General features: G+C 46.2%; 22 protein-coding genes. 3 read left to right on the forward strand and 19 right to left on the reverse strand.

The window, feature by feature from the left end; all coding sequences use genetic code 11:
* Window positions 1–73: 73 nt before the first annotated feature.
* From secF to AB4161_RS17790, 13 genes are all read right to left on the reverse strand, one after another.
* The gene (secF, locus tag AB4161_RS17730) at window positions 74–1,015 is read right to left on the reverse strand and encodes a protein translocase subunit SecF (RefSeq protein WP_372083743.1); all 942 of its coding nucleotides are present in this window, start codon (window positions 1,013–1,015) and stop codon (window positions 74–76) included.
* A gap of 2 nt (window positions 1,016–1,017) precedes the next feature.
* Window positions 1,018–2,817, reverse strand: coding sequence for a protein translocase subunit SecD (gene secD, locus AB4161_RS17735; RefSeq protein ID WP_372083744.1), 1,800 nt, complete (start codon window positions 2,815–2,817; stop codon window positions 1,018–1,020).
* Between the two features lie 275 nt (window positions 2,818–3,092).
* Entirely contained in the window at window positions 3,093–3,557 is a 465-nt protein-coding gene (locus tag AB4161_RS17740; RefSeq protein ID WP_372083765.1) for a hypothetical protein, read from the reverse strand.
* Window positions 3,558–3,877: 320 nt separating this feature from the next.
* Window positions 3,878–6,652 (reverse strand): M16 family metallopeptidase, encoded by a 2,775-nt coding sequence (locus AB4161_RS17745; RefSeq protein WP_372083745.1) that lies wholly within the window; start codon window positions 6,650–6,652, stop codon window positions 3,878–3,880.
* A gap of 239 nt (window positions 6,653–6,891) precedes the next feature.
* Complete coding sequence (locus tag AB4161_RS17750) at window positions 6,892–7,722, reverse strand: LytTR family DNA-binding domain-containing protein (protein WP_136977938.1); 831 nt, start codon at window positions 7,720–7,722, stop codon at window positions 6,892–6,894.
* 72 nt (window positions 7,723–7,794) lie between these two features.
* Window positions 7,795–8,829 (reverse strand): sensor histidine kinase, encoded by a 1,035-nt coding sequence (locus AB4161_RS17755; protein ID WP_136982529.1) that lies wholly within the window; start codon window positions 8,827–8,829, stop codon window positions 7,795–7,797.
* Window positions 8,829–10,121: a hypothetical protein gene (locus AB4161_RS17760; protein ID WP_102397967.1), complete on the reverse strand. Its 1,293-nt coding sequence runs from the start codon at window positions 10,119–10,121 to the stop codon at window positions 8,829–8,831. The genes AB4161_RS17755 and AB4161_RS17760 overlap by 1 nt, the downstream gene beginning before the upstream one ends.
* 9 nt (window positions 10,122–10,130) lie before the next feature.
* Window positions 10,131–10,913, reverse strand: coding sequence for an outer membrane lipoprotein-sorting protein (locus AB4161_RS17765; protein WP_017065102.1), 783 nt, complete (start codon window positions 10,911–10,913; stop codon window positions 10,131–10,133).
* Window positions 10,906–12,183 (reverse strand): ABC transporter permease, encoded by a 1,278-nt coding sequence (locus AB4161_RS17770; protein WP_372083746.1) that lies wholly within the window; start codon window positions 12,181–12,183, stop codon window positions 10,906–10,908. The genes AB4161_RS17765 and AB4161_RS17770 overlap by 8 nt, the downstream gene beginning before the upstream one ends.
* Window positions 12,171–12,869: an ABC transporter ATP-binding protein gene (locus AB4161_RS17775; protein WP_137001626.1), complete on the reverse strand. Its 699-nt coding sequence runs from the start codon at window positions 12,867–12,869 to the stop codon at window positions 12,171–12,173. Before AB4161_RS17775 ends, AB4161_RS17770 begins: the two co-directional genes overlap by 13 nt.
* Before the next feature lie 66 nt (window positions 12,870–12,935).
* The gene (locus AB4161_RS17780) at window positions 12,936–13,616 is read right to left on the reverse strand and encodes a hypothetical protein (RefSeq protein WP_372083747.1); all 681 of its coding nucleotides are present in this window, start codon (window positions 13,614–13,616) and stop codon (window positions 12,936–12,938) included.
* A gap of 440 nt (window positions 13,617–14,056) precedes the next feature.
* The gene (locus AB4161_RS17785; RefSeq protein WP_372083748.1) at window positions 14,057–14,932 is read right to left on the reverse strand and encodes an NAD(P)-dependent oxidoreductase; all 876 of its coding nucleotides are present in this window, start codon (window positions 14,930–14,932) and stop codon (window positions 14,057–14,059) included.
* Between the two features lie 12 nt (window positions 14,933–14,944).
* The gene (locus AB4161_RS17790) at window positions 14,945–15,847 is read right to left on the reverse strand and encodes a LysR family transcriptional regulator (RefSeq protein ID WP_372083749.1); all 903 of its coding nucleotides are present in this window, start codon (window positions 15,845–15,847) and stop codon (window positions 14,945–14,947) included.
* An 85-nt stretch (window positions 15,848–15,932) separates the two neighbouring features.
* Between AB4161_RS17790 and AB4161_RS17795 the strand changes: the two genes are divergently transcribed.
* The gene (locus tag AB4161_RS17795; protein ID WP_372083750.1) at window positions 15,933–16,184 is read left to right on the forward strand and encodes a DUF2798 domain-containing protein; all 252 of its coding nucleotides are present in this window, start codon (window positions 15,933–15,935) and stop codon (window positions 16,182–16,184) included.
* Between the two features lie 152 nt (window positions 16,185–16,336).
* On the opposite strand, the gene AB4161_RS17800 is transcribed toward AB4161_RS17795, so the two are convergent.
* The 4 genes from AB4161_RS17800 to phhA form a co-directional block, all read right to left on the reverse strand.
* Window positions 16,337–17,053: a YebC/PmpR family DNA-binding transcriptional regulator gene (locus tag AB4161_RS17800; RefSeq protein WP_017057670.1), complete on the reverse strand. Its 717-nt coding sequence runs from the start codon at window positions 17,051–17,053 to the stop codon at window positions 16,337–16,339.
* A 96-nt stretch (window positions 17,054–17,149) separates the two neighbouring features.
* Entirely contained in the window at window positions 17,150–17,359 is a 210-nt protein-coding gene (locus AB4161_RS17805; protein ID WP_372083751.1) for a DUF3283 family protein, read from the reverse strand.
* A gap of 248 nt (window positions 17,360–17,607) precedes the next feature.
* Window positions 17,608–17,946: a 4a-hydroxytetrahydrobiopterin dehydratase gene (locus tag AB4161_RS17810; protein WP_017102223.1), complete on the reverse strand. Its 339-nt coding sequence runs from the start codon at window positions 17,944–17,946 to the stop codon at window positions 17,608–17,610.
* Complete coding sequence (phhA, locus tag AB4161_RS17815; protein ID WP_372083753.1) at window positions 17,936–18,730, reverse strand: phenylalanine 4-monooxygenase; 795 nt, start codon at window positions 18,728–18,730, stop codon at window positions 17,936–17,938. The genes AB4161_RS17810 and phhA overlap by 11 nt, the downstream gene beginning before the upstream one ends.
* Window positions 18,731–18,929: 199 nt before the next feature.
* Between phhA and AB4161_RS17820 the strand changes: the two genes are divergently transcribed.
* Complete coding sequence (locus AB4161_RS17820) at window positions 18,930–20,933, forward strand: acetoacetate--CoA ligase (RefSeq protein WP_372083755.1); 2,004 nt, start codon at window positions 18,930–18,932, stop codon at window positions 20,931–20,933.
* A 526-nt stretch (window positions 20,934–21,459) separates the two neighbouring features.
* Window positions 21,460–22,389 (forward strand): carbamate kinase, encoded by a 930-nt coding sequence (locus AB4161_RS17825; RefSeq protein WP_372083756.1) that lies wholly within the window; start codon window positions 21,460–21,462, stop codon window positions 22,387–22,389.
* Between the two features lie 211 nt (window positions 22,390–22,600).
* On the opposite strand, the gene maiA is transcribed toward AB4161_RS17825, so the two are convergent.
* Entirely contained in the window at window positions 22,601–23,290 is a 690-nt protein-coding gene (maiA, locus tag AB4161_RS17830) for a maleylacetoacetate isomerase (protein ID WP_372083757.1), read from the reverse strand.
* Between the two features lie 38 nt (window positions 23,291–23,328).
* Window positions 23,329–24,366 (reverse strand): fumarylacetoacetate hydrolase family protein, encoded by a 1,038-nt coding sequence (locus AB4161_RS17835; protein ID WP_372083759.1) that lies wholly within the window; start codon window positions 24,364–24,366, stop codon window positions 23,329–23,331.
* Window positions 24,367–24,369 lie beyond the last annotated feature (3 nt).

The following is a 24,369-nucleotide window of genomic DNA, read 5'->3' on the forward strand; positions in this document are numbered from 1 at the left end:
GCCCCTCGTTTTGTTATAAACGAAGGGCTTATTGACGTTACTGACTAAGTCGTACTGTTAACCAATAGATAACCTAACGGTACTCGCCCTCAACTTCTACTGGCGCTTTCACTTGGTAGTGACAAGGCTGTAGACCAAGTAGCTTAGGCAGTGTGATACCGACAGACACTGAAGACCACGTACCGCTGACAATACCGACAACCAATGCAATTGCGAAACCTTGCAGTGCCGCGCCACCAAGCAGCCAAAGCGCTGATACGGTGATTAGGGTTGTACCTGAGGTCACCATGGTGCGTGAGAAGGTCGCTTTAACCGATTCGTTAAGCAGGTTATCAGTGTCACCATTTGGATTACCACGCAGCATTTCACGAACACGGTCGGCAATGATGATCGAGTCATTCAATGAGTAACCCAAAATCGCTAACACCGCCGCCAATACGGTCAGGTTGAACTCAAACTGAGTAAAAGCGAACAGACCCAAGATGAGCGTCACGTCATAGATGATCGCGGCAAGCGCGCCGAGAGCCAAACGCCATTCAAAACGAACACTCAGGTACAGCATGATCATTAGGAAACACACCAATACCGCCAAGCCACCTTGGTCAACCATGTCTTGACCCACTTGAGGGCCAACCACGCTGCTGTTGAGCACTTTTACTTGGTCGCTTACAGAAGACAAAGCATCCACTAAGTTAGGCTGTTGTGCATCCGTCAATTGGCTGTAACGCAGGGTCCAGCGATCTTGTTCTGCCATGCCAACAACTTGCACGTCTTGTTGGAAAGCCGCATCAAGTTTTGTTTTTAAACCATCTTTGGTTACTTGGTCAGAAAGCTGAACTTCGGCAACCACACCGCCAGTAAAGTCTAAGCCCCAGTTAAAACCTTTTACTGCCACCAGCATCACAGAGCTCATGAACAGCACGATAGAAATCACAGACATCACCTTACGAAGGCGAGTCATATTGCTGTCTGAAATATAGCGTTCTGAATTAGTCACTTTTGTTGAAGTTCTCATGCTTAAATCCTTACATCGTGGCGTTGGTCACGCCCCCAAGCCAAATTGATGATCGCGCGTGACGCAAAAATACCTGTAAACATACTGGTTAGAAGACCCAAACCTAGGGTCAATGCGAACCCTTGAATCGGTCCATTACCAATGGTGTACAGAGCCACGGCAACAATCATGGTAGTGACGTTGGCATCGAAAATTGAAGAGAACGCGCTATCAAAGCCACGGTCGATGGCACTCGCAAAGCTGCGCCCTTCTTTCATTTTGTCTCGAATACGCTCGAAGATAAGCACGTTAGTGTCTACCGCCATACCGACGGTCAGTACCAAGCCCGCAATACCCGGCAGAGTTAATACCGCACCCGGGAGCATCGCAATCAAACCGAATAGTGTGGTCATGTTGACGACCAATGCAGCGTTCGCAACCCAACCAAGGCGACGATACCATAGCGCCATAAACGTTAGAGTAAGACCAAGGCCAAGCGCCAAAGCAGCAAAGCCGTTAGTTACGTTTTCTGCACCCAGAGACGGGCCAATAGTACGCTCTTCAATGATGGTAACAGGCGCTGTTAATGAACCTGCGCGTAGCAGTAGAGCAAGCTCTTGTGCTTCTGCCATGCTGCCTGCACCTGTGATTCTGAAGCGGCTACCCAGTTGAGATTGGATGTTCGCCACACTGATCACTTCACTGGTTTTTTCGCTGTTACCCGCTCTGTCACGGCTGTATTCGCTGTAAACGGTCGCCATTGGCTTACCGATGTTATGGCGAGAAAACTCAGACATTTTCTTACCACCAGAAGAATCCAACGTGATGTTTACTTCTGCACTGCCCATCTCACCAATGCCACTGCGCGCATCAATAATGTGTTCGCCACTCAACACAGCCTTGCGGTCGACGACCACACGGTTGCCGTCTGAATCTTTCAGGGTTTGAGTACTGCGAGTGGCATTGTCGTACACCGAATAGAACGCCAATGATGCCGTTGCACCAATCACGTCTTTCGCTGCAGCAGGGTCTTGTACACCCGGCAACTCGATACGGATACGGCTTTCACCTTGGCGTTGAATCGATGCCTCAGTGATGCCGAGCTCTTCAATACGGCTGCGCATGATTTGCAGGTTTTGCTGAACCGTTAGGTTACGTAGCGTTCTTTGCTCTTCTTCAGACTGAGTTAACGTTAGCGATTTATCTGAACGGTCACGCTGCCATTGTGGGAACTCTTCACGAATCAGTTTTTGTGCTTTCTCGAAATCTGCATCAGTACGGAAGTTAAATTCAACTTGGTTGTTCACCACTTTACCGCGTGCATAACGTACTTGGCTGGTGATCTCATCGACCACAGATTGCGCTTGTGCGTGGTATACCGGTTCCATGTCCACTTCTAGCAGGAACTGCACACCACCACGTAAATCAAGGCCTAGCTGAATCGGCGCGAAGCCCATGTCAGTCAACCATTTTGGTGCTGCTGGCTCCATCGCTAGCGCAACAGTCGCGTTATCCAATAGGCGCTCATTCAGCACCTCTTTGGCTTTCGCCTGTTGTTCTGCATCTTCCAAGATCACGACCAAACGGTTGTCTTTTTGAAATGCAGATTTGGCTTGGATGCCTTCGCTTGCAAGGTATTGGGTAATTTGACTCGCGTCGATACTCTGTTCAGAACGATTGTTAATTTGTACCGATGCATTCTCGCCATACCAAGAAGGTAAAGCACTCAGAACCATGATGATGATAGTGGCGATAAGTACCACGTATTTCCACTTTGAGTAGTGGTTAATTTGTTTTCTTGGAATGCGTTTTTTCACAGTCAAGATCTCTTATTTCTACCAATCACCGTAAATACGTGCTCAAAAATAGCACCAGAAAAAAGCAGTGATCGTGCATTTTAACCAGCTAGGATGACCAGTTATTTACTACGATTGGTATGGCTAATATTTTGCGAACACGAGCGATGGCTAATCACAACCAGAACAAGCTGATTGAAAGGTAGTGATGCTAAAACTGATGTCGCTATGTTTGTTTTGGTTAACTGGCGAGCTCAACGGGCACAAGTGACCATCGATACAACCAATTTAGGGTCAAACGATTAGCTAAGAAGTTCTCGGAAATGCGAGTATTGAATGTTGCCCTCTTTCCACCCAGCAAGCCGGGAGGACGGAGAACTCACAATACTGGTCCAGTGCAGCTTGGAATCCAACAACGGCGTGTTGAAGAGCAGGGAAGCCAGTATTGAGGGGGGAGAGAAGTCAATCAGTAGATGATAAGCAGGCTCAAGATCGGCCACGCTTTCTTGCTCGTTACTGAGCATACGTCTGAAGTTTGCTGCTTGAAGGCTTGATTCGGTGTCGTGATAGTTAGAACTGTCACCAGAAGGCACGGTGCCAAACTGAGTCTTATCGCACTCTAAGTAGCTCGACGGATTATCCGTATCAGCTTGTTTACAAAGATCATTCTGTGAAGATTGCTCTTGAGCCGAGTATATTTGAAATGGCTTAGAAGGAAACGAATAGCCGTTAGAATTCACTAAGCCAAAGCTCAGTAAAAACAACATTAAGACTAATCGGGTACCCAGTTTAAGCAATCTAATATCCAAACAACATTCTCGTAGATCGTCAATCTACAATACAAATGAAACGCTGTCTTGATTTAAAACATTTTTTTAGAAAATGATTCGATGCAACCGATTAAGCACCCTCGCAATTTAGATTTACATAGATCTAAAACGGCTTAACAACTGGTGATGGATAGATGTTATGAATAGTAGAAAAACAAGAAAGCCAAGCGGTGCTCGCTTGGCTTTCAGCTGTCTCTTTCTATTGGCTTCAAGCTTTAGGCTTTAGGCTTTAGGCTTTAGGCTTTAGGCTTTAGGCTTTAGGCTTTAGGACGCATGATGTTCTTAACCTTACGGCTATTTTCACCAAAGATGCGTTGGACAAATTGATTCATGTCTTCTGCAGTGATCGACCTCGCCACTCGCTCAACTTGAGACAAAGCTTCGATATCGTAACCATGAAGTAAATAACGAGACAGGTACCATGCTTGGTCAATAGAGCTCATCTCGAGAGGCGTGAAGTCCGCTTCAAACTGTTTCACGACTGCGTGCATTTCCTTTTCAGAGACGCCCTGTAAAAGGTCTGCAATCACTTTATCGATCGCCACTTCGACTTGGTCAACGTTCTCCGGCGCTACCATCGCCCCGATAACCCACTCACCACTCAGCTCACTATCTGCGGCTGCTGAATACGTATATGGCGAGTAATCTAAGCTCAACTCTTCACGAATATAAGCATCTAAACGAGCCGCCAGCAGTCGTTCTAGCAAGTTTTCCGTGAAGATATCTTTTGCCGTTACGCCTTGATCGGTTTCGGCTTCAGGTTCAGAGAGGACTCGTAAGATGTACTCTGCACTATTCACATTGTTGATCGCTAAATCAATGCGTGATTCAGATGGCTGCTTGTAAGCCACCTTAAATTCAGGAACCTCAGCTTTTTCTAATGGAATCGAAGCCAAGTATTGCTCAACCAAAGGCTTTAATTCACTTGGGTCGATGTCACCCACGATCACCAATTGGTTATGCCTCATTTGACCAAACAATTGTTGATGAAGATTAGCGACGTCTTCCACAGAAACCGCTTCAACACGTTCTTTATCAACAAAGAGGTGACGACTGTCTTGACGATAGATATTCTGGTTTCTTGCGCGCTCAAACTGGCCAACAGGGCTGCTCAAGAAAGATTCTTGACCTTGTACAAACTCCTGTTTCACTGCCTCTAACTGCTCGGGAACAATTTTAGGCGCAGTTATGAAGGTATAAAGCGCAGCAAACGTATCTTTAAGTCCGTCTTTATTGATATTAAATTCAATACCATGACGAGTATTACCAATAAAAGAATCGGCGCTAATATTTTCACGATCAAAGTACGCTAAAAGCTCAGAGCCCGTAAACTCACCGACACCACTTCGAGCGAAGGTAGGTAACGCAACCTCAACAGCTGGGTACAGGCTCGGATCCAAAGCGGCTTTTCCGCCGAGGCTCATGTACATCACCCCAACATCGTCACCTGCCTCATAATCACGCAGGTACCACATGTCGATGCCATTGCTTAACGTCCACTTTTGGATGTATGGGTCGACAGACATTTGTTCAGCAAGTACAACCTCGCCTTGCGAGCTAGGTACAGCAAAAGCATTGGCTGTTCCAATCGCAAGCGGCGCAACTCCCGCCTCGCTATACGTGGCTTTTAAACTATCGAGAGAGTTGATGATCGCTGTTCTGTCTTCAGAGTCGTCCATCCCAATAACAATAAAGTAATCATCAGAAAGTAGATTCTTGATGTTGTCGTTAATCACTTCAAGGCTCAAGTTAGCGATGAAAGCTTCCAAGCTGGCTTGATAGTCTTTCTGTGATTGGACGATTCGATCATTGACTAACGCACTCACTTTGTAATTCGCGTGTTCAACGCTGTCCATTTTATCCCAGTTATGCTCGATGTTATCCAGCAAGTCTTGGTAGTAGTACAGTTCACCAGCAATATCCGTTTCCGAAACACCAAAATCACGCAATGATGCCAATGTAGAAAGCAGATCTTGTTGGATAACTTCACGGTCTCCAGCCGGAAACCCAACACTTATTGACGAATAGTACAAAGCGCCCATTCGATAGCTATCAGACGCAATCCATTGAGTCGGTAACGCGGCATCATTGAACACCGCTTCTAATCGTCGTTGAATCAATTGTTGAGCGGTTTCATCTAACCTGCGTTGATTCTGCTGAGCATGATTTTCAACTATATTTGAACCGCGGTTAAACGTCAGAGTGATGCTTGGCGCTTCTCTTCCTGCGTACTCAACATAATCATCTTCATTGAATGAGGTCGTTTTCTGTTTCTCTGGTCTCGGCGTATCGCCACGCTCCCAGCTAGAAAACTTTTCTTCAATAAGTGGAATCACAGTTTTGATGTCCACATCACCAGAAACGACCAGCTCAACTATTTGAGGTTGATACCAAGTCTGATAAAAGTTGCTGATGCCTTGAGGAGTAGCATTCACGATCGACGATTTAGTCCCTAATGCATCTTGCGATTCGTACGGGCCGCCTTCAACGAAGTAATCATAATATATATCTCCGAATGACTTATCATCGAGGCGAGCCATACGGAACTCACCAAGAACCACGCCTTTTTCTTTTTCGACTTCTGAACTTGATAGATCCAGGCCATCACCAATGTCACGCATCCACGTCAAAGCAGACTGCAATTGGATGTTATCTGGCAAATCTAACTGGTAGACCGTCTCTTCATAAGAAGTGTAGGCATTAATATCAGCACCAAAGCTAGCGCCTGCGTCTTCGAATAGACGAATCACATCGTTCTGAGAGAAGTTTTTACTGCCATTGAATGCCATGTGTTCCAAGAAGTGCGCGTAGCCTTCTTGTTGAGAAGTCTCTTGAATCGAACCGGCGTGCACGACTAAACGAACAGATACGGATTCTTCATGATCTGGATAAACATGATAAGTAAGGCCATTTTCTAGTTGGCCTGAAGTCCATGCCGGATCCGGCTGGATTGGCGTTTCGGTAGTTTTTGATGTTGAGCTACAGCCAACTAAGGTGAGGCATAGAGCCGTCGCTAAATAATATGTTTTCATAACAACCTCTTAATGTCATTCATCGACAATATACAGATTGAGCTAACGATTATTATTTAATATTGAACCTGATGAGTATCTTTGTGATCTAGATCTTTATTTTATAAACCACCAATCGTTATGTAAGATCGCTGTGCTCATTTAAATAGGCATTTAGATAAGAGCCTATTAAATCGATTTTAGACTCGCTAACTACATCTATTTAAAATCAATAAGCTACATAAATTTCAGCCAGTTCTCTACATACCCTTAAACAACGCTTGCGAGGCACGGCTGATCGGTAGCTTTTCCCCTGACACATACGCCGACATCTGACCTGAGAGCCCTTTCTTCACCTTATCAATGGCCGACACTTTAACCACCACCGAGCGATGGATCTGCCAAAACTCATCAGGATTGAGTTGCGCTATCAACTCTTTTAGTGACACGCGAAGAATATACTCCTCTAGCGATCCCCCTTGACCCTTCTTAAATATAGACACGTACTTGTCTTCTGCTTTGAAGTAAGCGACATCATCGACGGCGATTAGGTGAATGTCTTCTCCGACACTGGCTTTGAGCCACGTGAGATACTGGTGCTTGTTTTGTTGGGAAGACGATTGTGATAGCTGTTGAAGCTGAGCCATTAACGCTGTGATATCGGGCTGTACTGAGGTGTCACCAGGCTGTTTTTGACGGCTTAACAAACGCGCTTGCACCTTCTGACATGTGGCCAGTAAGCGCTCTTCATTGATTGGCTTCAGCAGGTAATCCATCGCATTGTGTTCAAAGGCTTTAACTGCGTATTCGTCATAAGCCGTAATAAACACAATCAATGGCGGTGAATCTAGCTTGTTGAGTTGCTTCGCCAGCGAGATTCCATCCAGCTCTGGCATACGAATATCGAGAAAAGCCACGTCGGGCTTAAGCTGCTGAATACTTTGCATCGCCTCCAAACCGTTTTGTGCCTTACTGACGATCTCCAGCTCAGGCCAAACCTCAGCAAGGCTCTTGTCTAAGTGATGCCTTAACAGTGCTTCATCGTCTGCGATAATCGCCGTTACGCTCGGCTGTATTGCTGGGTTATTCATGGTTAGTCCTTTAAATTCACACTGTAAATCGTCTATTTTTCGTCACTGTTCTGTGCTTTCTGGTCTGCAATTCTAGACAACTGCATCAGTCAGCGGTAACAAGATCGTCGACACGACCCCGCCTTCAGCGTGTTCAGTAATCGTTAGGCTCGCCTTATCACCATACAGGGTTTCGATTCTTTGACGAATATTGCTTAACCCAACACCGTGACCCGTATTCGCAGAAGGCGTTTTCAACCCAGCGCCATTATCAGCCACTTCAATTTTTAGCTGCTGTGCTTGTTGAGTAATACGAATATTCACTTGGCCACCAGCGGCTTTGGGCTCGATGCCGTGCGTGAGTGCATTCTCGACCAAAGGTTGAATCAAGAACGGTGGAATCACCTGCAAATCGCTAATCTCGTGTATTTCAATCGAGAACGTTAAGCGCTCACCCAAGCGTATCTTTTGGATATTAAGATAAGCGTCTAACAAGTCGACCTCTTGTGCGATGGTCGATTGCTCGGTGCGGCTGTTTTTCAGAGTTACACGTAATAAGTCAGTCAGTTTTTCGAGCATCAACTTGGCTTTCGCGCTGTCACTCTCAATCAATACATTGATGGTCGCAAGCGTGTTGAACAAGAAGTGCGGTTCAATTTGGCTTTGCAGTTGTTTAAGCTGGCTTAGCACCACCACCTTTTCTTGGTCGGCCTGACGACGCTTGGCCACTTCCAATTCGTTATCGGCACGTAACTGCTGCTCCCGAGTATAGAAATAGTAATAGCAAACCGAACAGAAGATCACACCGAGCAAGACTACAGATTTAAGGTCCGAGATATTAGCCCCGAAATACCCGTTCAACCAATAGTGTGCGTTCAAGGTACCAAAGGTCATCGCAATCACCATTGAGATACCCACCTCAAGCGTTCGAGATGTCCTCTTAAACAACTTCACCAAGATGAAAGAAGAACCCACGGCGCTGTAGCCAAAGCCAAAACTGATTGCCAGGTTAACCGTTAATCCGCCGCCCCAAATCGTATGGGTTGTAATCGCAATAAGAACACAAAATAGCGTGGTGAACGCGAAACTCTTAATCCATGAAAATCGACTGTTTGAAGAAGTGTCCATTAAAATCGTCCTTTGATATTTAAGAGAATCATATGACTATCGGGTAAACTGGCGTAAGCAGAATCACTTTTACCACCTAGAAAGCGTGCAGCAAGTTCCAAATCCAACGATGAATTGCCATTATCTAAAGCCTGATAATTGAGCCACTGAGTCGCAATAAAACCGCCATCTTGAGGAGACAACATGACATCGAATGTTGGCGTGATATCTTCAAGCCAGCCATGTGTCGAATCCAGAGACCAATGAAACATGATGTTGTGTTGAACCAAATTGGCGTGCTGATAACCTTGAGCATAAGAACCTACCAACGAAGATGTCATCGGATTAACCGACAAAGACTCTGCACTTTCTATCGCGCTTTGCCACTCAGAATGACTCCAAGCACGGCTATCAAACCAGTATTCCAGCACCACATTATGGCCCGTGTCATTGGCCCATGTTAATCCTGCTAACGCTTGATAAGCCTCGCCCTGCTCTTCAAGATAAACCGGTTTAAGCATTGAATCCGGCTGACTGTAGCCAAGGCTTTGTCGCTGATAAACCACCGAGCCATGAAACTCCCAAGCGAGATTCAACACCGACACTAAACTCGCCCCAAGTAAGCCATGGCGTACATCGTCGTAATAAGCGACCCACTGATATTCGTGGTCGCCAACCAGATTGTAACGACGTATCCCAAAGCCTTGTTGCTGATTCTGCTTTTCGAATTCATTTACGTCTTGGGAAGTCCATGACGAATCGCTGTAAAGCAGTGTCCATTCGCCCGTCATATCGAACAGTGACGCTGAAGCCACACCGGCGCCCTCTTCTGCGACAATGCCAACAGGGTTTTGTCGGTAAGGCTTGATAATGTCTAACGGTCGGTAGCCATAACCAACACCCCAATCTAGGCGAACCTTACCGAGTGTCACATCAAGGTAGTGATCACCGAACGCTGAATTAGACAGTTCAACACCACCTTGCCAAAACAGCTCGCGCGCAATGAATTCCGATTCAAAGCTCGCGTCTTGGTCTTGAGGAGTATTAGTCAAAATATCATTGGCTTTCACGGCAAACAGGCCAAGCCAATTGCCATATCCAACTTCAAGATCCAACAAACCATTGAGTGACTGACGATTATAAGATGCAAAAGGGCTAAATGGCGACTCTCGCGATTCAACGGCTTCAGCACTCAGTTGCCAGTCCCACGCTAGGCTCAGATCGTCCGCTTGAGTCGTGTTACTCACACAAGACAATGCAAGAAAGCTAGCGATTAAAGGCTTAATGTGGAATCGACGACTAGAAGCTTTCATGGCACCCACCTAAAGCCCAGACACGCTATTACGTGATAAGTAAGCAGGGTTGTAGTATTTGTCCGCTAAAGCTTGTTCGCTTACCTCGCGGTACTCAATCACGGTTTTCTTACTTGGTTGAATCTTATCGAGCAAAGTCATCGAAACTACACTTGGCAAGCCATCTCGCACGCCTTCAGTAAACCAAGCTTGCTTGGCTAACTTACCTGAACGCAGATACAGATCCGCTTTAACAGGAAACGCTCGGTCTGCCGTTAACCACAGATCAATCGATTGATAGCTGGCACCCTTGGTTTTCGCCGTTAGCTTTAGATGATAAGTATCGAGTGTCTCGCCAGTCGACCTCTCAACCTGTTGCTCGGCAACCCACTTACCTTGGTAATCTTCGCTCCAAGTGAGCGTCGAAATGTCCCCTACCGAAGCTTCACCCAAGAGTTTCTGCATTGGTGTGATTCGGATAGGTCGGCGCGATTTCGGCATCAGTAACCAATAGTTGTCCTCTATCATCAGCATCTTTTGACCCGCCTCGACCGCCGACTTGAACACGACCAGCGACTCTCGGTTTGGTCTTGTGTAGACGTTGTATTCGCGGGTTTTGTCTAGTTGCTCGTCTTGATATAGCGCCACCAGAGAAACCACTTTAGACGCCTGTTCGCTGTTCAAGCGATAGCTATCCGCCTTGGCGATCATCTCTGTGACTTGTTGTGAATCGACTGCCCAGCTTGGTGTCGATGCTAGAACCAAAACCAATACAGAACCTAAAACAGTGAGTGAACGAGTAAATTTATACATAAACCAGCGCCTCCGTGATTGGCTTATTCACGCCTTTGCGAGCAGAAAAATAAGCAGCTAGCAAACATATCGTCAACACACCTAAAGTGGCGTAACCAACTAATTCCAATGAGAAGTAAATGTTGAGTGGGTAACCCTCGGTTCTGCCGGGAGGTGGTGGCATTTGCACATCAATCACCAGCAATAACACCGACACTAAACCGCTCACTAACGCGCCGATCGCGCTGCCAATCACAGCCAACAATCCCGCCTCTTTTAAGAAACCTGCGACGATTTCAGACGGGTAACTGCCTAGTGCCGACAAAGTGCCAATCTCACGAGTACGCTCGGTCACCGACATGGTCATGGTGTTAAACAAAGATACGAACACTACCAATGCCATCACTGCGCCCATGATGCCGAAGATACGGTCGTAAAGGTCTTTAACCTTGGTGTAGAAGAACGCGCGATCTTGCCATGGGGTGAGCTCAATATCTGAGCCCTGTTGACCAACTTGCTTGTCCAAAGCCAATTGGATGCGCTGTTGAACCGTCGAGGTCTTGCTTGTTTCAAATAGAAACACCGACAAGGTACTGACTTTGTCTGACGCTAAAAGATCTTGGGCAGTGATGATGTGTACGTATAACTGACGCTTATCCAGCTCAGGCACTCCTGTCGAGTAAATACCCTGCACCTTAAAATCAAAAGCGTTCAATGCGCCGTCACTGGTAGTCGCGAGCAGTGTCACCCAATCGCCAACGGCAACTTTGAGATTACGAGCAAGGTCAGTTCCCAGCATCACTTGTGGCTCTTGGCTGTCGTATCTTGGCGATTTCACATCCGAGAGGGTCTGACCGCTGCGCACATCTAAGAAAGGACCTTTCATGTCGAACTCACGCTCATTGACACCCGTTCCCATAAAGATGGTCGATTTGCTGCCGTTAGACACCAAACCACTAAAATAGACTCGTGGCTGCACACCACGCACGTCACTGTCGCCAATAATGCTCTTGGTTAGGGCTTGAACATTGTCTAGACCATTGCTCAGCGGCATGTCTTCATCTTGCTCAAAATATCCCGGTGTGCTCAATGTGAGATGACCAGTATCGCGCGCGGTCGATTCACGCAGAGATTCATAGGTGTAAAGCCCGTAGCCTCCAGCCGAGGTGAGTGCAAATACGGCGATGGCGATGATCAACACCGACAACAAACTGCGGCGACCGTTTCTAAATAAATTAAGCCACGCCAAGCGAAGCGATTGCAAAAAGCCAAACTGCATTAACTTGCCCATGAGACTGCCTCCTTGTTTGACACTGAAGAAACCAACTTACCGTCCACCAACTCAATCACACGGTCGCAACGGTTAGCCATTCTTGGATCATGGGTCGCAACAATAAAGGTGGTGCCAAACTCGTGGCCAAGCTCGTGCATAATATCGATCACGTTATTAGCAGTGTGGCTGTCTAAGCTCGCTGTCGGCTCATCGGCGATTACTAAGCTTGGGTTGTGGATTAGCGCTCTGGCTATTGCGACACGTTGCTGTTGGCCACCTGAAAGATTGTCTGGGCGATGATGTACATATTCGCCTAGCCCAACACGCTCCAACATCTCTTGTGCTCTGGTCTGCTGTTCTTGTTTCGAACATTGGTTCAACATCAATGGGTAGGCCACGTTCTCAAGTGCCGTCATCACTGGAACCAGATTGAAGCGCTGAAACACAAAACCCAGCGACTGACGACGAAAACGCGCAGCGGCGATTTGCTCAGTCGGATACGGTTGGCCATCAATATTGATCTGTCCTCGATAGTCCATATCCAACAAACCCAAAATATTCAAAAGTGTGCTTTTCCCTGAACCAGACGGGCCACACAACGCCACCATTTCACCGCGCCGGATATGTCCATCGACCCCGCTTAATGCATCAACACGTTGACCGCCCGTGACATATGCTTTGCAGATATCTTTAAATTCAATCATTCCTTTGTCCTCCGCTGACCCATAATTTTTAAGCGTTCGCAGTTGTTAATGAGCTTTAGTAAACCGCTATTTGGCTTTCGCTATTAGGGCTTTCGCCGTCATTGTCTCGATGTTGCCAGCATCGGTGTTTTCCATCTTTTCAAGCCACACCTGTGCTTGCTCGAAGTCCTCAGCACGAATCGATGCAGTAATGGCGTAACGGTAAATCCACGATGTCGCAGCGAAATGTTGCTGTTGGAAATCATCTTCCGCGAGTAACGCGAGGAACAGGTCATAACCACGATCGAAATGGTTAAACATGTCTGGCAGAGAGGTGTAAGTCACCGCTGCCATTGCACGGGTTAGGTAAGAATCTGGCAGCCCTTGAACACGAGGTTGCTCATGAATGGGTTGGTCTTCGTCTTTCAGCAATACCAATGATTTATCAATGGTTGATAAGCCTTTCTCCACATACTTCATCTTGTTCCAAGGTAAGAATGCATCACGACCCATTAAGGTTTCTGTGCTTCCTAGATAAACCAAAGTCAGTGGCGTCGCGCCGTCTTGTTGCAGCGTGTCGTTAAGGCGTTCATAAGCCACCTCAACCAAGTCTTCATTGCCTTGCGCCGCTTGGTTGTAGATATCGAGCACGTCTGAACTTGGGTTCGCCAAAGCTAACGACGGTGCAAACGAAACAAGAGCAACCAGTAATGAACGCTTAAGCAGAGAAGTGGTAGAGCCTGAATTAAATGAGTGTGAAGTAGTCATGATTTCTAATCCCTTTCAAATGTTGACGTTGAAAGGTTAACTAGAATTTGTCGCGCAGTTTTACCAATGCGACGAATGGTAATTATAAGGAGTGAATGGTTGAGTTAGGGCGTGAGTGGAGTCTCAACCTTATAGGAACTAGACGAACACTATTCGCATAATTAGCCATAGTTACCTCCCCCTCAATCTGGGTTCATCAATCTCTAGTTCTGTAGCAGAGGGGGAGAACTTTCTTTAGCACTGAACATACATCGACACTTTTAACGATCGATGTTCTATTCCTCCCCTTTCCACGATCAGCAAGGGATCTACATATGAATCAAGGGGAGGCTAGGAGGGGATTTATTTTTTTGGATTAACGCACTCGGCAGAGCTCAAACCAAAAAAATAGCCGCTAATCAGCGGCTATTTTCAATGTTCAGAACGAAGCTTGATGACTTCTACTTCTTTGTCTCTTCAACCACAGCTTTCATCAATACTGATGTATCCATGCGGCCTTGTCCTTCGGCAGACAATGCCTTGTATGCGTTGTTGGTCTTTTCAGTTAGTGGAAGCTGGATGCCTTGGCGCTCAGCTTCATCTAGGCAGAAACCTAAGTCTTTGATCATCCAATCAATGGCGAAACCGAAATCGAACTTGTCTTGCGCCATTGTGGTCGCGCGGTTTTCCATCTGCCACGAGCCAGCAGCGCCGTTTTTAAGGCAATCAACCAGAGTTTGGATATCCAAACCTGATTTTTCAGCAAGTACTAAGCCTTCAGATAAGCCGTTCAATACTCCTGCAATGCAGATCTGGTTAACCATCTTCGCGCGTTGGCCTTGGCCGACTTTACCCATAAGAACTGACGACTTACCGTAAGCTTCGAACACAAGTTGAAGGTCGTTGAAAAGCGCTTGTTCGCCGCCACACATGATGGTTAGCACGCCATTTTCTGCGCCCGCTTGGCCACCAGATACAGGTGCATCCATAAAGCGAATACCGGCTTGCTTCGCTGCAACTTCAAGCTCTTCAGACAGAACTGCAGATGTTGTAGTGTGATCGACAAGAATTGCGTTTGGCTTCATTGCTGCCAATGCGCCTGTGTCGCTGGTTGTCATGCTGCGTACGTCATCATCGTTGCCCACACAAACCAATACCACGTCAGCTTCCGCTACACACTCAGCCACAGATTCTGCCGCTTTACCTTGGTGTTTATCAGCCCAGTCTAGCGCTTTGCTGTGAGTGCGGTTAAATACCGTTACCTCAAAACCGGCTTTGACTAGGTGGCCTGCCATTGGGAAACCCATAACGCCTAGCCCGATAAAACTTACTTTCATTTCTTTCTCCTTTTATTTGACCAAACCATCACTATGAAAAGATCGAACACTCTCAATCAATGCATCAATAAGCAGGGTCAAAGCCTTTGGCTGATATTTTCTTTCTTTGTACACTAAATACGCTTGGCGATCACCCCGATGATACTCAGGGAGCACTTGAATCAGATTCATCTCAGGGGATACATGACGAAAAGGCAATGAAGCGAGCCCCAAGCCTTTTTGCGCTGCGGCCGCCACCGCATGAATATCGTTGACGATGAACTTAGGTTTAATCGTGATCATTTGCTCTAAGCGGTCGGATTTGTAGAGCGGCATATCAAACACATCATCGACGTTAATCCAGTCTTGTAGCTCTAGGTCGTCCGGTTTTTCTATTGTTGCACGCGAATCTAAGTATTCTGGGCTTGCATAAAACCCGTGTTTGGCTTTAAACAGCGGTCGAGCAATCATGCCTTCCATGTCCGAGATCTTAAACGTGATCAGTAAGTCACGATCGGTCTGTGGAATAAGCTGCTGCTGGCTAAGAGTAAGGTCGAGCTGAACGTTCGGATATTGAGTGAGGAATTGCTCTACCGTCGACCCTAGAAAGCCACTGTAGAAATTATGAGGCACGGCGAGCTTTATCTTGCCTTGGATAGCGTCACGCTCTTCAAGCAAGCTATTAAAGCCGTGATGAATCGACTCCATGCCGCTGCTCAGTGCAGAAAAGGCCGCCTCGCCGTCTTTGGTGGCCACCAGCTCACGACCTTTCTTTTCTAAAAGTCGGATATTGAGGCGATCTTCCAATGCAGTTAACCGACGCGACATAGTCGACACTGGCAATTGCAGCCGTTTCGAGGCCGACAACAAAGAGCCCTCTTCAACCACTGCACAGAATAAGAACAGATCATCAATGTTTCCAAATATGGAATTCATACTTCTACATGTGCCTATTTTTCTCATTAATGGATAAATATAACCTTATCTCATCAACATCAGAAAATCACGGGAGAAACACAGTATGAACAACAAACAATTTTGGGTAACCGCGATTTTATCTTCACTGACCATGGCGACCATCATGTCTGGGTTAATTTCTGGCTACAAAATGGGATTTAGCCCCGAATGGCCGCCAATCTGGATGCAAAGCTTTTTCATCGCTTGGCCGTGTGCCATCGTGCTCAACCTCACCGTGCTCCCTTTGATCAGAAAACTATCAGCATGGATTTGTCGCCCGAGAACGCTTTGCGAACCTGAGATAACGGAACGATGATCAAGGGCTTGTGACCAAGGAGCTATGACCTAAGTTCTGCCACCAAAGAGCTGCAGTCAAAAAGCTATGTTCACGGATAAGCGCCTGAATTGCAGACATAAAAAAACCGAGCACTAGGCTCGGTTTTTTAATAACTGTTGTTACTGTAAAGATTACAGCTCAGCGTTGTGGTAAACCTGCTGAACGTCATCACAGTCGTCAAGCATGTCTAAGAACTTCTGGAATTTCTCAGAATCTTCTTCAGCTACTGGTGTCGTTGTTTGAGGAACGAAAGTGATTTCCTCAACGTCTAGCGTTAGCTCTGGGAACGCAGTGTTTAGTGCAGTCTTCGTTTTGAAGAACTCAGTCGTTGGAGCGAATACAGTGATAACACCGTCTTCTAGCTCAACGTCAGTCACGTCTACGTCTTCCATCATTAGCGTTTCTAGGATGATCTCGTCATCTTCGCCTTTGAACTGGAATACAGCTTGGTGAGCGAACATGTGAGAAACAGTACCTTCAACACCGATTTTCGCACCAGTCTTAACGAAACATTGGCGAACGTCTTGGAAAGTACGGTTGCCGTTGTCAGTTAGACAGTCAACGATTACGCTTGTGCCACCTGGGCCAAAACCTTCGTAACGAGCTGGTTGGAAGTCTTCACCGCCGCCGCCGTTCGCTTTATCGATCGCTTTGTCGATAACGTGAGCTGGTACTTGGTCTTTCTTCGCTTTAGCAATCAGGTGCTTAAGAGGTAGGTTCATGTCTGGGTCAGAGCTGCCGTTCTTAGCCAGTACGTAAATCTCTTTACCGTATTTAGAATAAACTTTAATTTTTGCGCCTGCAGTTTTCGCCATTGAGGCCTTGCGCACTTCAAAACTTCTTCCCATCGGGATCTTCTCTCTGATTCAATTAACGGTGCAAATTCTAGCAAATTACTGTGTCATTTCAATTCTACAGCACTGCTGGGCAAGGTTTGTCTGCGTTTATGCGACACCCATTACCCGTTTGTATTTTTCTACAGACTGATCAAACCAAGCCTTTTCTTCTGGGTCACCTAGCTTCATTGCTTCTTCAACAATGGCTTCAGGGCCACATTTCGCTTGCTTCAGTTTCCATACAAGAAACGATGCTTGCTTATCCAGTTCGATTTTATTTTTCTCTCTGGGTGGAAGGAGTGAAAGGTTGATAGACATTATTAGCCTTCGTCTGTAATACACTTGGCCGAGAAATATATCATAGAGCAGCCTCATAAAACCAATACTATGAGTAACCGAAAGGGTTTATGAGACAAGAAACTAAGCAAGTCACTGATGCAGGTCAAGCTAGTTTGAGAGAAGTGACGCCCCATGATGCGAAAGTATTGCTTATTCGGCTCACCTAATGAGCCGAATAATGAGTAATCACATCACAAAGGCGAAAGAGTGATTTCTAATCTATGAAACTACTCACTCACCGCGAATACATCACAGCGTGAGGCGCAGATGAAATCATTTTTATGTAGGCCTTTAATTGAGTGGCTCCACCAAGTGACGGTGACTTTGCCCCATTCCAATAAGATCGAAGGGTGATGGAATTCTTCTTCTGCTAACTCTGACACTTTGTTGCTGAATGCCCATGCTTGTTTGTAGTTCTTAAACTTAAACACCTTCTCAAGCTGTGGGATGCCGTCTCTTTCCATGATCTGCCAATCAGACAACTCCAACAGTAAAGATTGTTGCTCGTCTTTACTTAGGGCAATCGCGTCGATACTGCAGGCTTCGCATTTTTGTTCATTCAACATTTGTTGGTTCCTTGGGTTCAAAAAGTGGTGGTAGTAACCCCGCATCAATCGCGAGATCAGCTTGCTGTAATAGGTTTTCCTGACTGATTTTGAAGAGCTCAGATAGCTCGTCGATCACGTAATATTTCGGCTGCATGATGTCGATGCGATAAGGAGTTCTTAACACCGTTTGCAGATCGAACCGCTCGCGAACGGCCAAATCCCCTCCCAACGCATACATGGTTTCCGCCGGAGACGAAAGGATGCCACCGCCATATATTTTCAGTTGTTGGCCTTCTTTTACTAAACCGAACTCGACCGTAAACCAATACAAACGGGCAAGATAAGCGCGCTGTTTTGATGTCGCCGCTTGGCCTAGTTTTCCATAATGCTCAGTGAATGCTGCGAAATCAGCATTAGTAAGCATGGCACAGTGACCAAAAATTTCATGAAAGAAATCAGGTTCTTGTAAGTAATCGAACTCATCTCGCGTTCTCAAAAATGTCGCGACGGGGAATTTCTTATTCGCGAGCAAATCAAAGAAACGGTCGAAATCGATTAACGCCGGAACAGGCTGAACTTGCCAACCTGTTGTTTCCATTAGCACTTTGTTTATCTCTGGAAGCTGGGGAACTCTGTCTAATGGCAGATCCAGCAGGGTCAAACCGTGCAAATAAGCATCGCATGCGCGGTCATTAATGACGTCCAGTTGCCTTTTCACTAAGTCATGCCAAATGGCGTCTTCTTCGAGGCTCCACTCAACCCATCCCTCTTGGCTCACGGGCTTAGAATGATATTGAGTCATTACACACCTCCTTTCGAATGTCTCACTTTAAGCCTATCTCCACTCCTTATATCCGCCAATTTGCGCGATTTTTCGAAATAGGCGATCGTGTAACATTTTATTTACACAACTCCGGTAACCCCTTATTTTGCTGATCTTTTGACTTTGTAAAACCTAAATACCAGACTGAAATCGTTAACTTTTTGTTAAAGGTAAAGGAATGCACGAGAGCAATAAGCCAATTTGGCAACCTAGTGACCAGCGTATCGCACACGCCAACGTAACCCGATTTATGAATAACCTCGATCAGCAGGGCGTATTCGAGCGGAAATTGAAAAACTACACGGAGCTTCATCAATGGTCTGTGGAGCAGCCGGAGTCGTTTTGGCATAACGTGTGGCAGTTTTGTGGCATGGTGGGTTCGCAAGACTGTATTAACAGGGTAGAAAGCAAGCACATCAAAACTCAAGGTGAAAGCCGCTGGCAGCAGCCGAAATCGAATCGCGATGCGGTGTGGTTTCCAAATGCTCAAGTTAACTACGCCGAAAACTTGCTGCATTCAGCAAAAGCGTTGCCAAACGAACTTGCGATTTGGTTTGAGAACGAACGTGGCAAACAGCAAAGCTACACATGGCAAACCTTGTGTGAGGAAGTCTCTAGCGTTCAACAATGGCTCGTGGAATGTGGCGTGCAACAAGGCGATGTGGTCGCCGCTTATACCCCTTATCTGCCGCAAACCGTGATCGCAATGCTAGCGACCACCAGCTTAGGCGCGATTTGGACATCAACCTCGCCTGATTTTGGCGTCGAGAGTGTGATTGAGCGATTCGGCCAAGTGAAACCTAAGGTGCTGTTCACCTGTGACGGTTACACCTTCAATGGCAAAACGTTCGATATGACGGGCAAGAACCGTGAAATCATCGAGCACTTAAACGAATTAAAACAGGTGTGTCAGATCGGCTATTTAAAGAACAATGATTTTGAGCATGACGTGTCACTCCAAAGCTGGCACAGCATCATCAATCAGTATCAGCCAAAACCTCTTCAATTTACTCGTGTCGGCTTCAATGAACCGTTGTTTGTGCTCTACTCTTCCGGCACAACGGGCAAGCCAAAATGTATTGTGCATTCTGTTGGTGGCACCATCATCAACCACCTAAAAGAGCATCAGCTTCATTGCGATATAAAACCGAGAGATCGCGTGTTCTACTACACCACTTGTGGTTGGATGATGTGGAACTGGCATGTCTCTGCACTCGCGAGCGGTGCCTGTTTGGTGATCTTTGATGGTAGCCCGGTTTATCCGCAACCTAACGTTCTATGGGATTTAGCGCAGCGCGCGAATGTGTCGCTGTTTGGTACATCAGCCAAGTACCTAGAAGCGATTGAGAAGGCGGAACTCTCACCAATCGACAGCCACTCTCTGCCTCAATTAAGAACACTGTGCTCGACGGGTTCTGTGCTTTACCCAGAGCAGTTCGATTACGTTTACAAGCACATCAAGCAAGACCTGCATTTAGCGTCCATTTCTGGCGGCACGGATATTTGTGGCTGCTTTGTTTTGGGTAACCCAATCTCGCCTGTGTATCGCGGTGAGTGCCAACAGGCCGGGCTCGGTGTCGACATCAAGGTGTTCAATTCGTCTGGTCAAAAGGTCAACCAAGAACGGGGCGAGCTAGTATGCACCAACTCCCTACCCAACTTCCCCGCTGGCTTTTGGAATGACACCGGAGAGCGCTATCACGGCACCTATTGGGATAGGTTTGATAATGTGTGGCATCACGGTGATGAAGTCGCACAGAGCGAACATGGCGGCTACCTGTTCTACGGGCGAGGCGACACCACACTCAACCCCGGTGGCGTGCGAATTGGTACGGCCGAAATCTACCAGCAAGTGAACACCATTGAAGGCATCATCGATTCGATAGCAGTCGGTAAAGACATCGACCGCAACGAGCAGATATGGCTGTTTGTTCAACTGCAGCAAGGTGTGGTTCTAGATGATGAATTACTGACAGCCATCAAAAGCAAACTCAAATCATCCTGCTCACCAAGGCATGTGCCAAGCCAGATATTTGCTATCAGTGACGTGCCAAAAACTCGCTCAGGAAAACTGGTGGAGCTGGCGGTAAAACAGGTGATCAATGGTAAGAGTGTAGAAAACCTCGGGGCTATCGCTAACGCCGAGGTTTTGGAAGAGATAAAGCGCGTTGTTTCGCTTTAGTGTTGAGCCTTAAAAAGTGGCTAACTATCTCCAATTTTCATTTGGCTGTCAGATAACACCTAGAGTAAAGGCAGCCGATTGAAAACCGAATCGAAGCCACTATTTAAGCTTGTGAATCCTCGCCTCAGTATAGCCCCGTACCTTTTCTAAAACCCTTAATGCGATCTGCTCATCATATTTAAAACAAAAATAGAAAATTAATCATTTTATAGCCAGAGATAATATTCACTAAAGACGAATCATTTATACCCAAAAAGACTCCACCGCTAGATTTTATCCAAGCATATGGATATTTAATCGAATTGCAATAACTCCCTTTTCCACAGCTCCATTTCTAGTGAAATAATAATTTGATAACTATCACATTTAGGACGGTTATTTTCCCATATTATTTCGGCATGTTAATTACTTAAGATTAATTAAAAACCTAGTCATTTTTATTAATAAGCTTGAATTAAATTATAAATAACAAGCGGTTAATCCCTACGTAAAATAAAATCATTATTAAATGATCGGAGACATTATCATGCGCATAGTATTAGCTCTAGGCGGTAACGCTCTTTTAGCAAGAGGCCAAGCATTAACGGCTGAGAACCAACGTGAAAATATAATCAAATCAGCAGCGAGTATTGCCGCGATCGCTCGCGAGCATGAGATTGTTATCGTTCATGGTAATGGCCCACAAGTAGGTTTGTTGATGGAACAAAACGCAGCTTACAACGAATATTCACCAGAGACGACCCCGTACCCAATGGATGTACTCGGCTCTCAAACCTGTGGCATGGTGGGCTACATGTTACAGCAAGAACTAAGAAACATTGACCCTGAATTAGACGTAGCGACGCTAGTCACGCAAACTGAAGTATGCAAAAAAGACCCTGAGTTTGCTAACCCGACTAAATTTGTTGGCCCTGTATATACAGAGCAACGAGCTAAAGAGTTAATGGCTCAAAGCACAATGCAGTTTAAAGCTGATGGCGAGTACTACCGTCGCGTTGTGCCTTCTCCTATGCCAAAAAGCATTGTTGAAATTCAGCAAATTGAAACTCTTCTAGATACAGAAAATCTTGTTATCGCTTGTGGCGGCGGCGGTGTTCCCGTGAGTATTGAACAGGGTAAGAGTACTGGCGTAGAGTGCGTAATTGACAAAGATCTTACGGCTGAATTACTGGCTGAAAAAATCCATGCCGACCTATTTATTATCTTAACCGATGGTTCGATTTTCCGTAACTATGGTAAAGAAGACCAAGCAGAAATGAAGCAAGCAACGCCAGCTGGTTTAGCAGAATTTTCATTCCCTGCTGGTTCTATGGGGCCAAAAATTGATGCCGTTTGTAAATTCGTTGAAGCTGGATTGGGTAATGCGGCGATTGGTTCATTATTTGATTTAGATAAAATAATTACCAATGAAGCTGGTACTCTGATTACGAAAGGCGAAGGTATTGTTTATTATTAATATAATCTAATAATAATCACCACTAATATAAAACCTTGGGTTAAATCCTCTTATTTAATAACGAGGCTTTTTATTAGGAGCATATTAGTGCTAAACGGGATAAATATTCACACACTCACTGCATTTAATATATTTAATTTTTGAAACCGCTTCTTGAAATAAGCGGTTTTGATAGCGTAAGGGAAAAGTATTTGCGTTTACATCAGTGAATCTACATGGAATCATTCGCATCCGCTTGATTCTCTGGCATCGCATCGATGAACGCGGGTAACTGATTACACGCTTCGACAATTGAGTTAATCAGCGGATAAGGTGACATATCAACGCCAAAACGCAGCGCGTTATAGACTTGTGGCACTAAGCAGATATCGACAATACATGGTGAATCGGTGAGGCTATACACCGAATCACCGTGTGTTTGACGATGCTTAGAAAGCTTATCTTCTAATGCCGAAAAACCTTGGCTCATCCAATAGTGAAGCCAATCCATTTTTGCCTCTTGCTCGCACGATAATTCTCGCTCCAAATACTGCAGTACACGCAGGTTATTAAGAGGGTGAATTTCTATCGCAATATCCTGAGCCATTGCCAACGCTTGATAACGCAGTGGTGTTTGCTCTGGAATCAACAAGGAGTCTGGGCTGCTCTCACATAAATAGCTTTCGTCCAAGTATTGCAAAATAGTCAGCGACTGATTGAGTTGAACGTCACCATCCACCAGCACCGGCACTAATTCACTGGCGTTGAGCTCACGATAATGTGGATCATGCTGCTCGCCGCCATTACGCACCAAATGCACCGATTTGGATTCATAGTCGAGTTGCTTTAGGTTCAATCCAATACGTACTCGATAAGCAGCCGAAGAGCGCCAGTAACCGTAAAGTGTCATGTTCTGATTCATACAATGATCTCGCTCGAGCTGAATCTTTATAATATGGGCTATAACGCTCGATATTGGCTAACTTTTTGGTCAATCGCACCAAAAATCGAGTCACCCGCCGCATCAAACATCTCTAGGCGAATCGAGTCGCCAAACGACATGAATTTAGTCGACGGTTTACCATCGCGAATCGTCTCAATCATGCGCACCTCGGCAATGCATGAATAGCCCACGCCGCCCTCGGCAATTGAGGTGCCGTGGTCAGTGCCTTGCTTATTCGATACCGTGCCTGAACCTATGATCGCGCCTGCCGACAGTGGACGAGTCTTCGCAGCATGGACTACTAGTTCAGCAAAGTTGAAAGTCATATCGACGCCCGCATTCGGGCAACCAAAAGGCTGGTCGTTGTAGGTCGATATCAGCGGTAAATGCACCTTGCTGCCTTTCCACTGTTCACCAAGCTCGTCAGGTGTAACTGCGACCGGAGAGAACGCAGAAGACGGTTTAGACTGGAAGAAGCCAAAACCCTTAGCAAGCTCCGCCGGAATCAAACCGCGCAGCGACACATCGTTCACCAACATCAGCAAGCGAATCGAGTCGTGCGCTTGTTTAGCGCTAGCGCCCATCGGTACATCACCGGTCACAATCGCAACCTCACCTTCGAAATCGATGCCCCACTCGTCGCTGGCAAATTCGATATTGTCACAAGGGCCGATAAACGCATCTGAGCCGCCTTGATACATTAATGGATCAACCCAGAAGCTTTCTGGCATTTCAGCACCACGCGCCTTACGCACCAGTTCAACATGGTTTACATAAGCACTGCCATCCGCCCATTGATATGCGCGTGGCAGAGGTGATTCACAATACTGAGATGCAAACACTTCACTGCCAGTCACATGCCCGTTGTTTAACGAGGTGTATAACTCTTGTAACTGAGAAGCCACGCTGTCCCAGTTATCCAATGCTACCTGCATGGTTGGCGCTAGATGCATCGCATGGAAAATTTCGGTTGCAGCTACACATTGTTTAAGATCTTTACTTACGACCATCAATAGACCGTCGCGAGTGCCATTTTTCTTGGTTGCTAATTTCATCCT

Source organism: Vibrio sp. 10N.286.51.E5, assembly GCF_041469125.1.
GTDB classification, from domain to species: Bacteria; Pseudomonadota; Gammaproteobacteria; order Enterobacterales; family Vibrionaceae; genus Vibrio; species Vibrio crassostreae_C.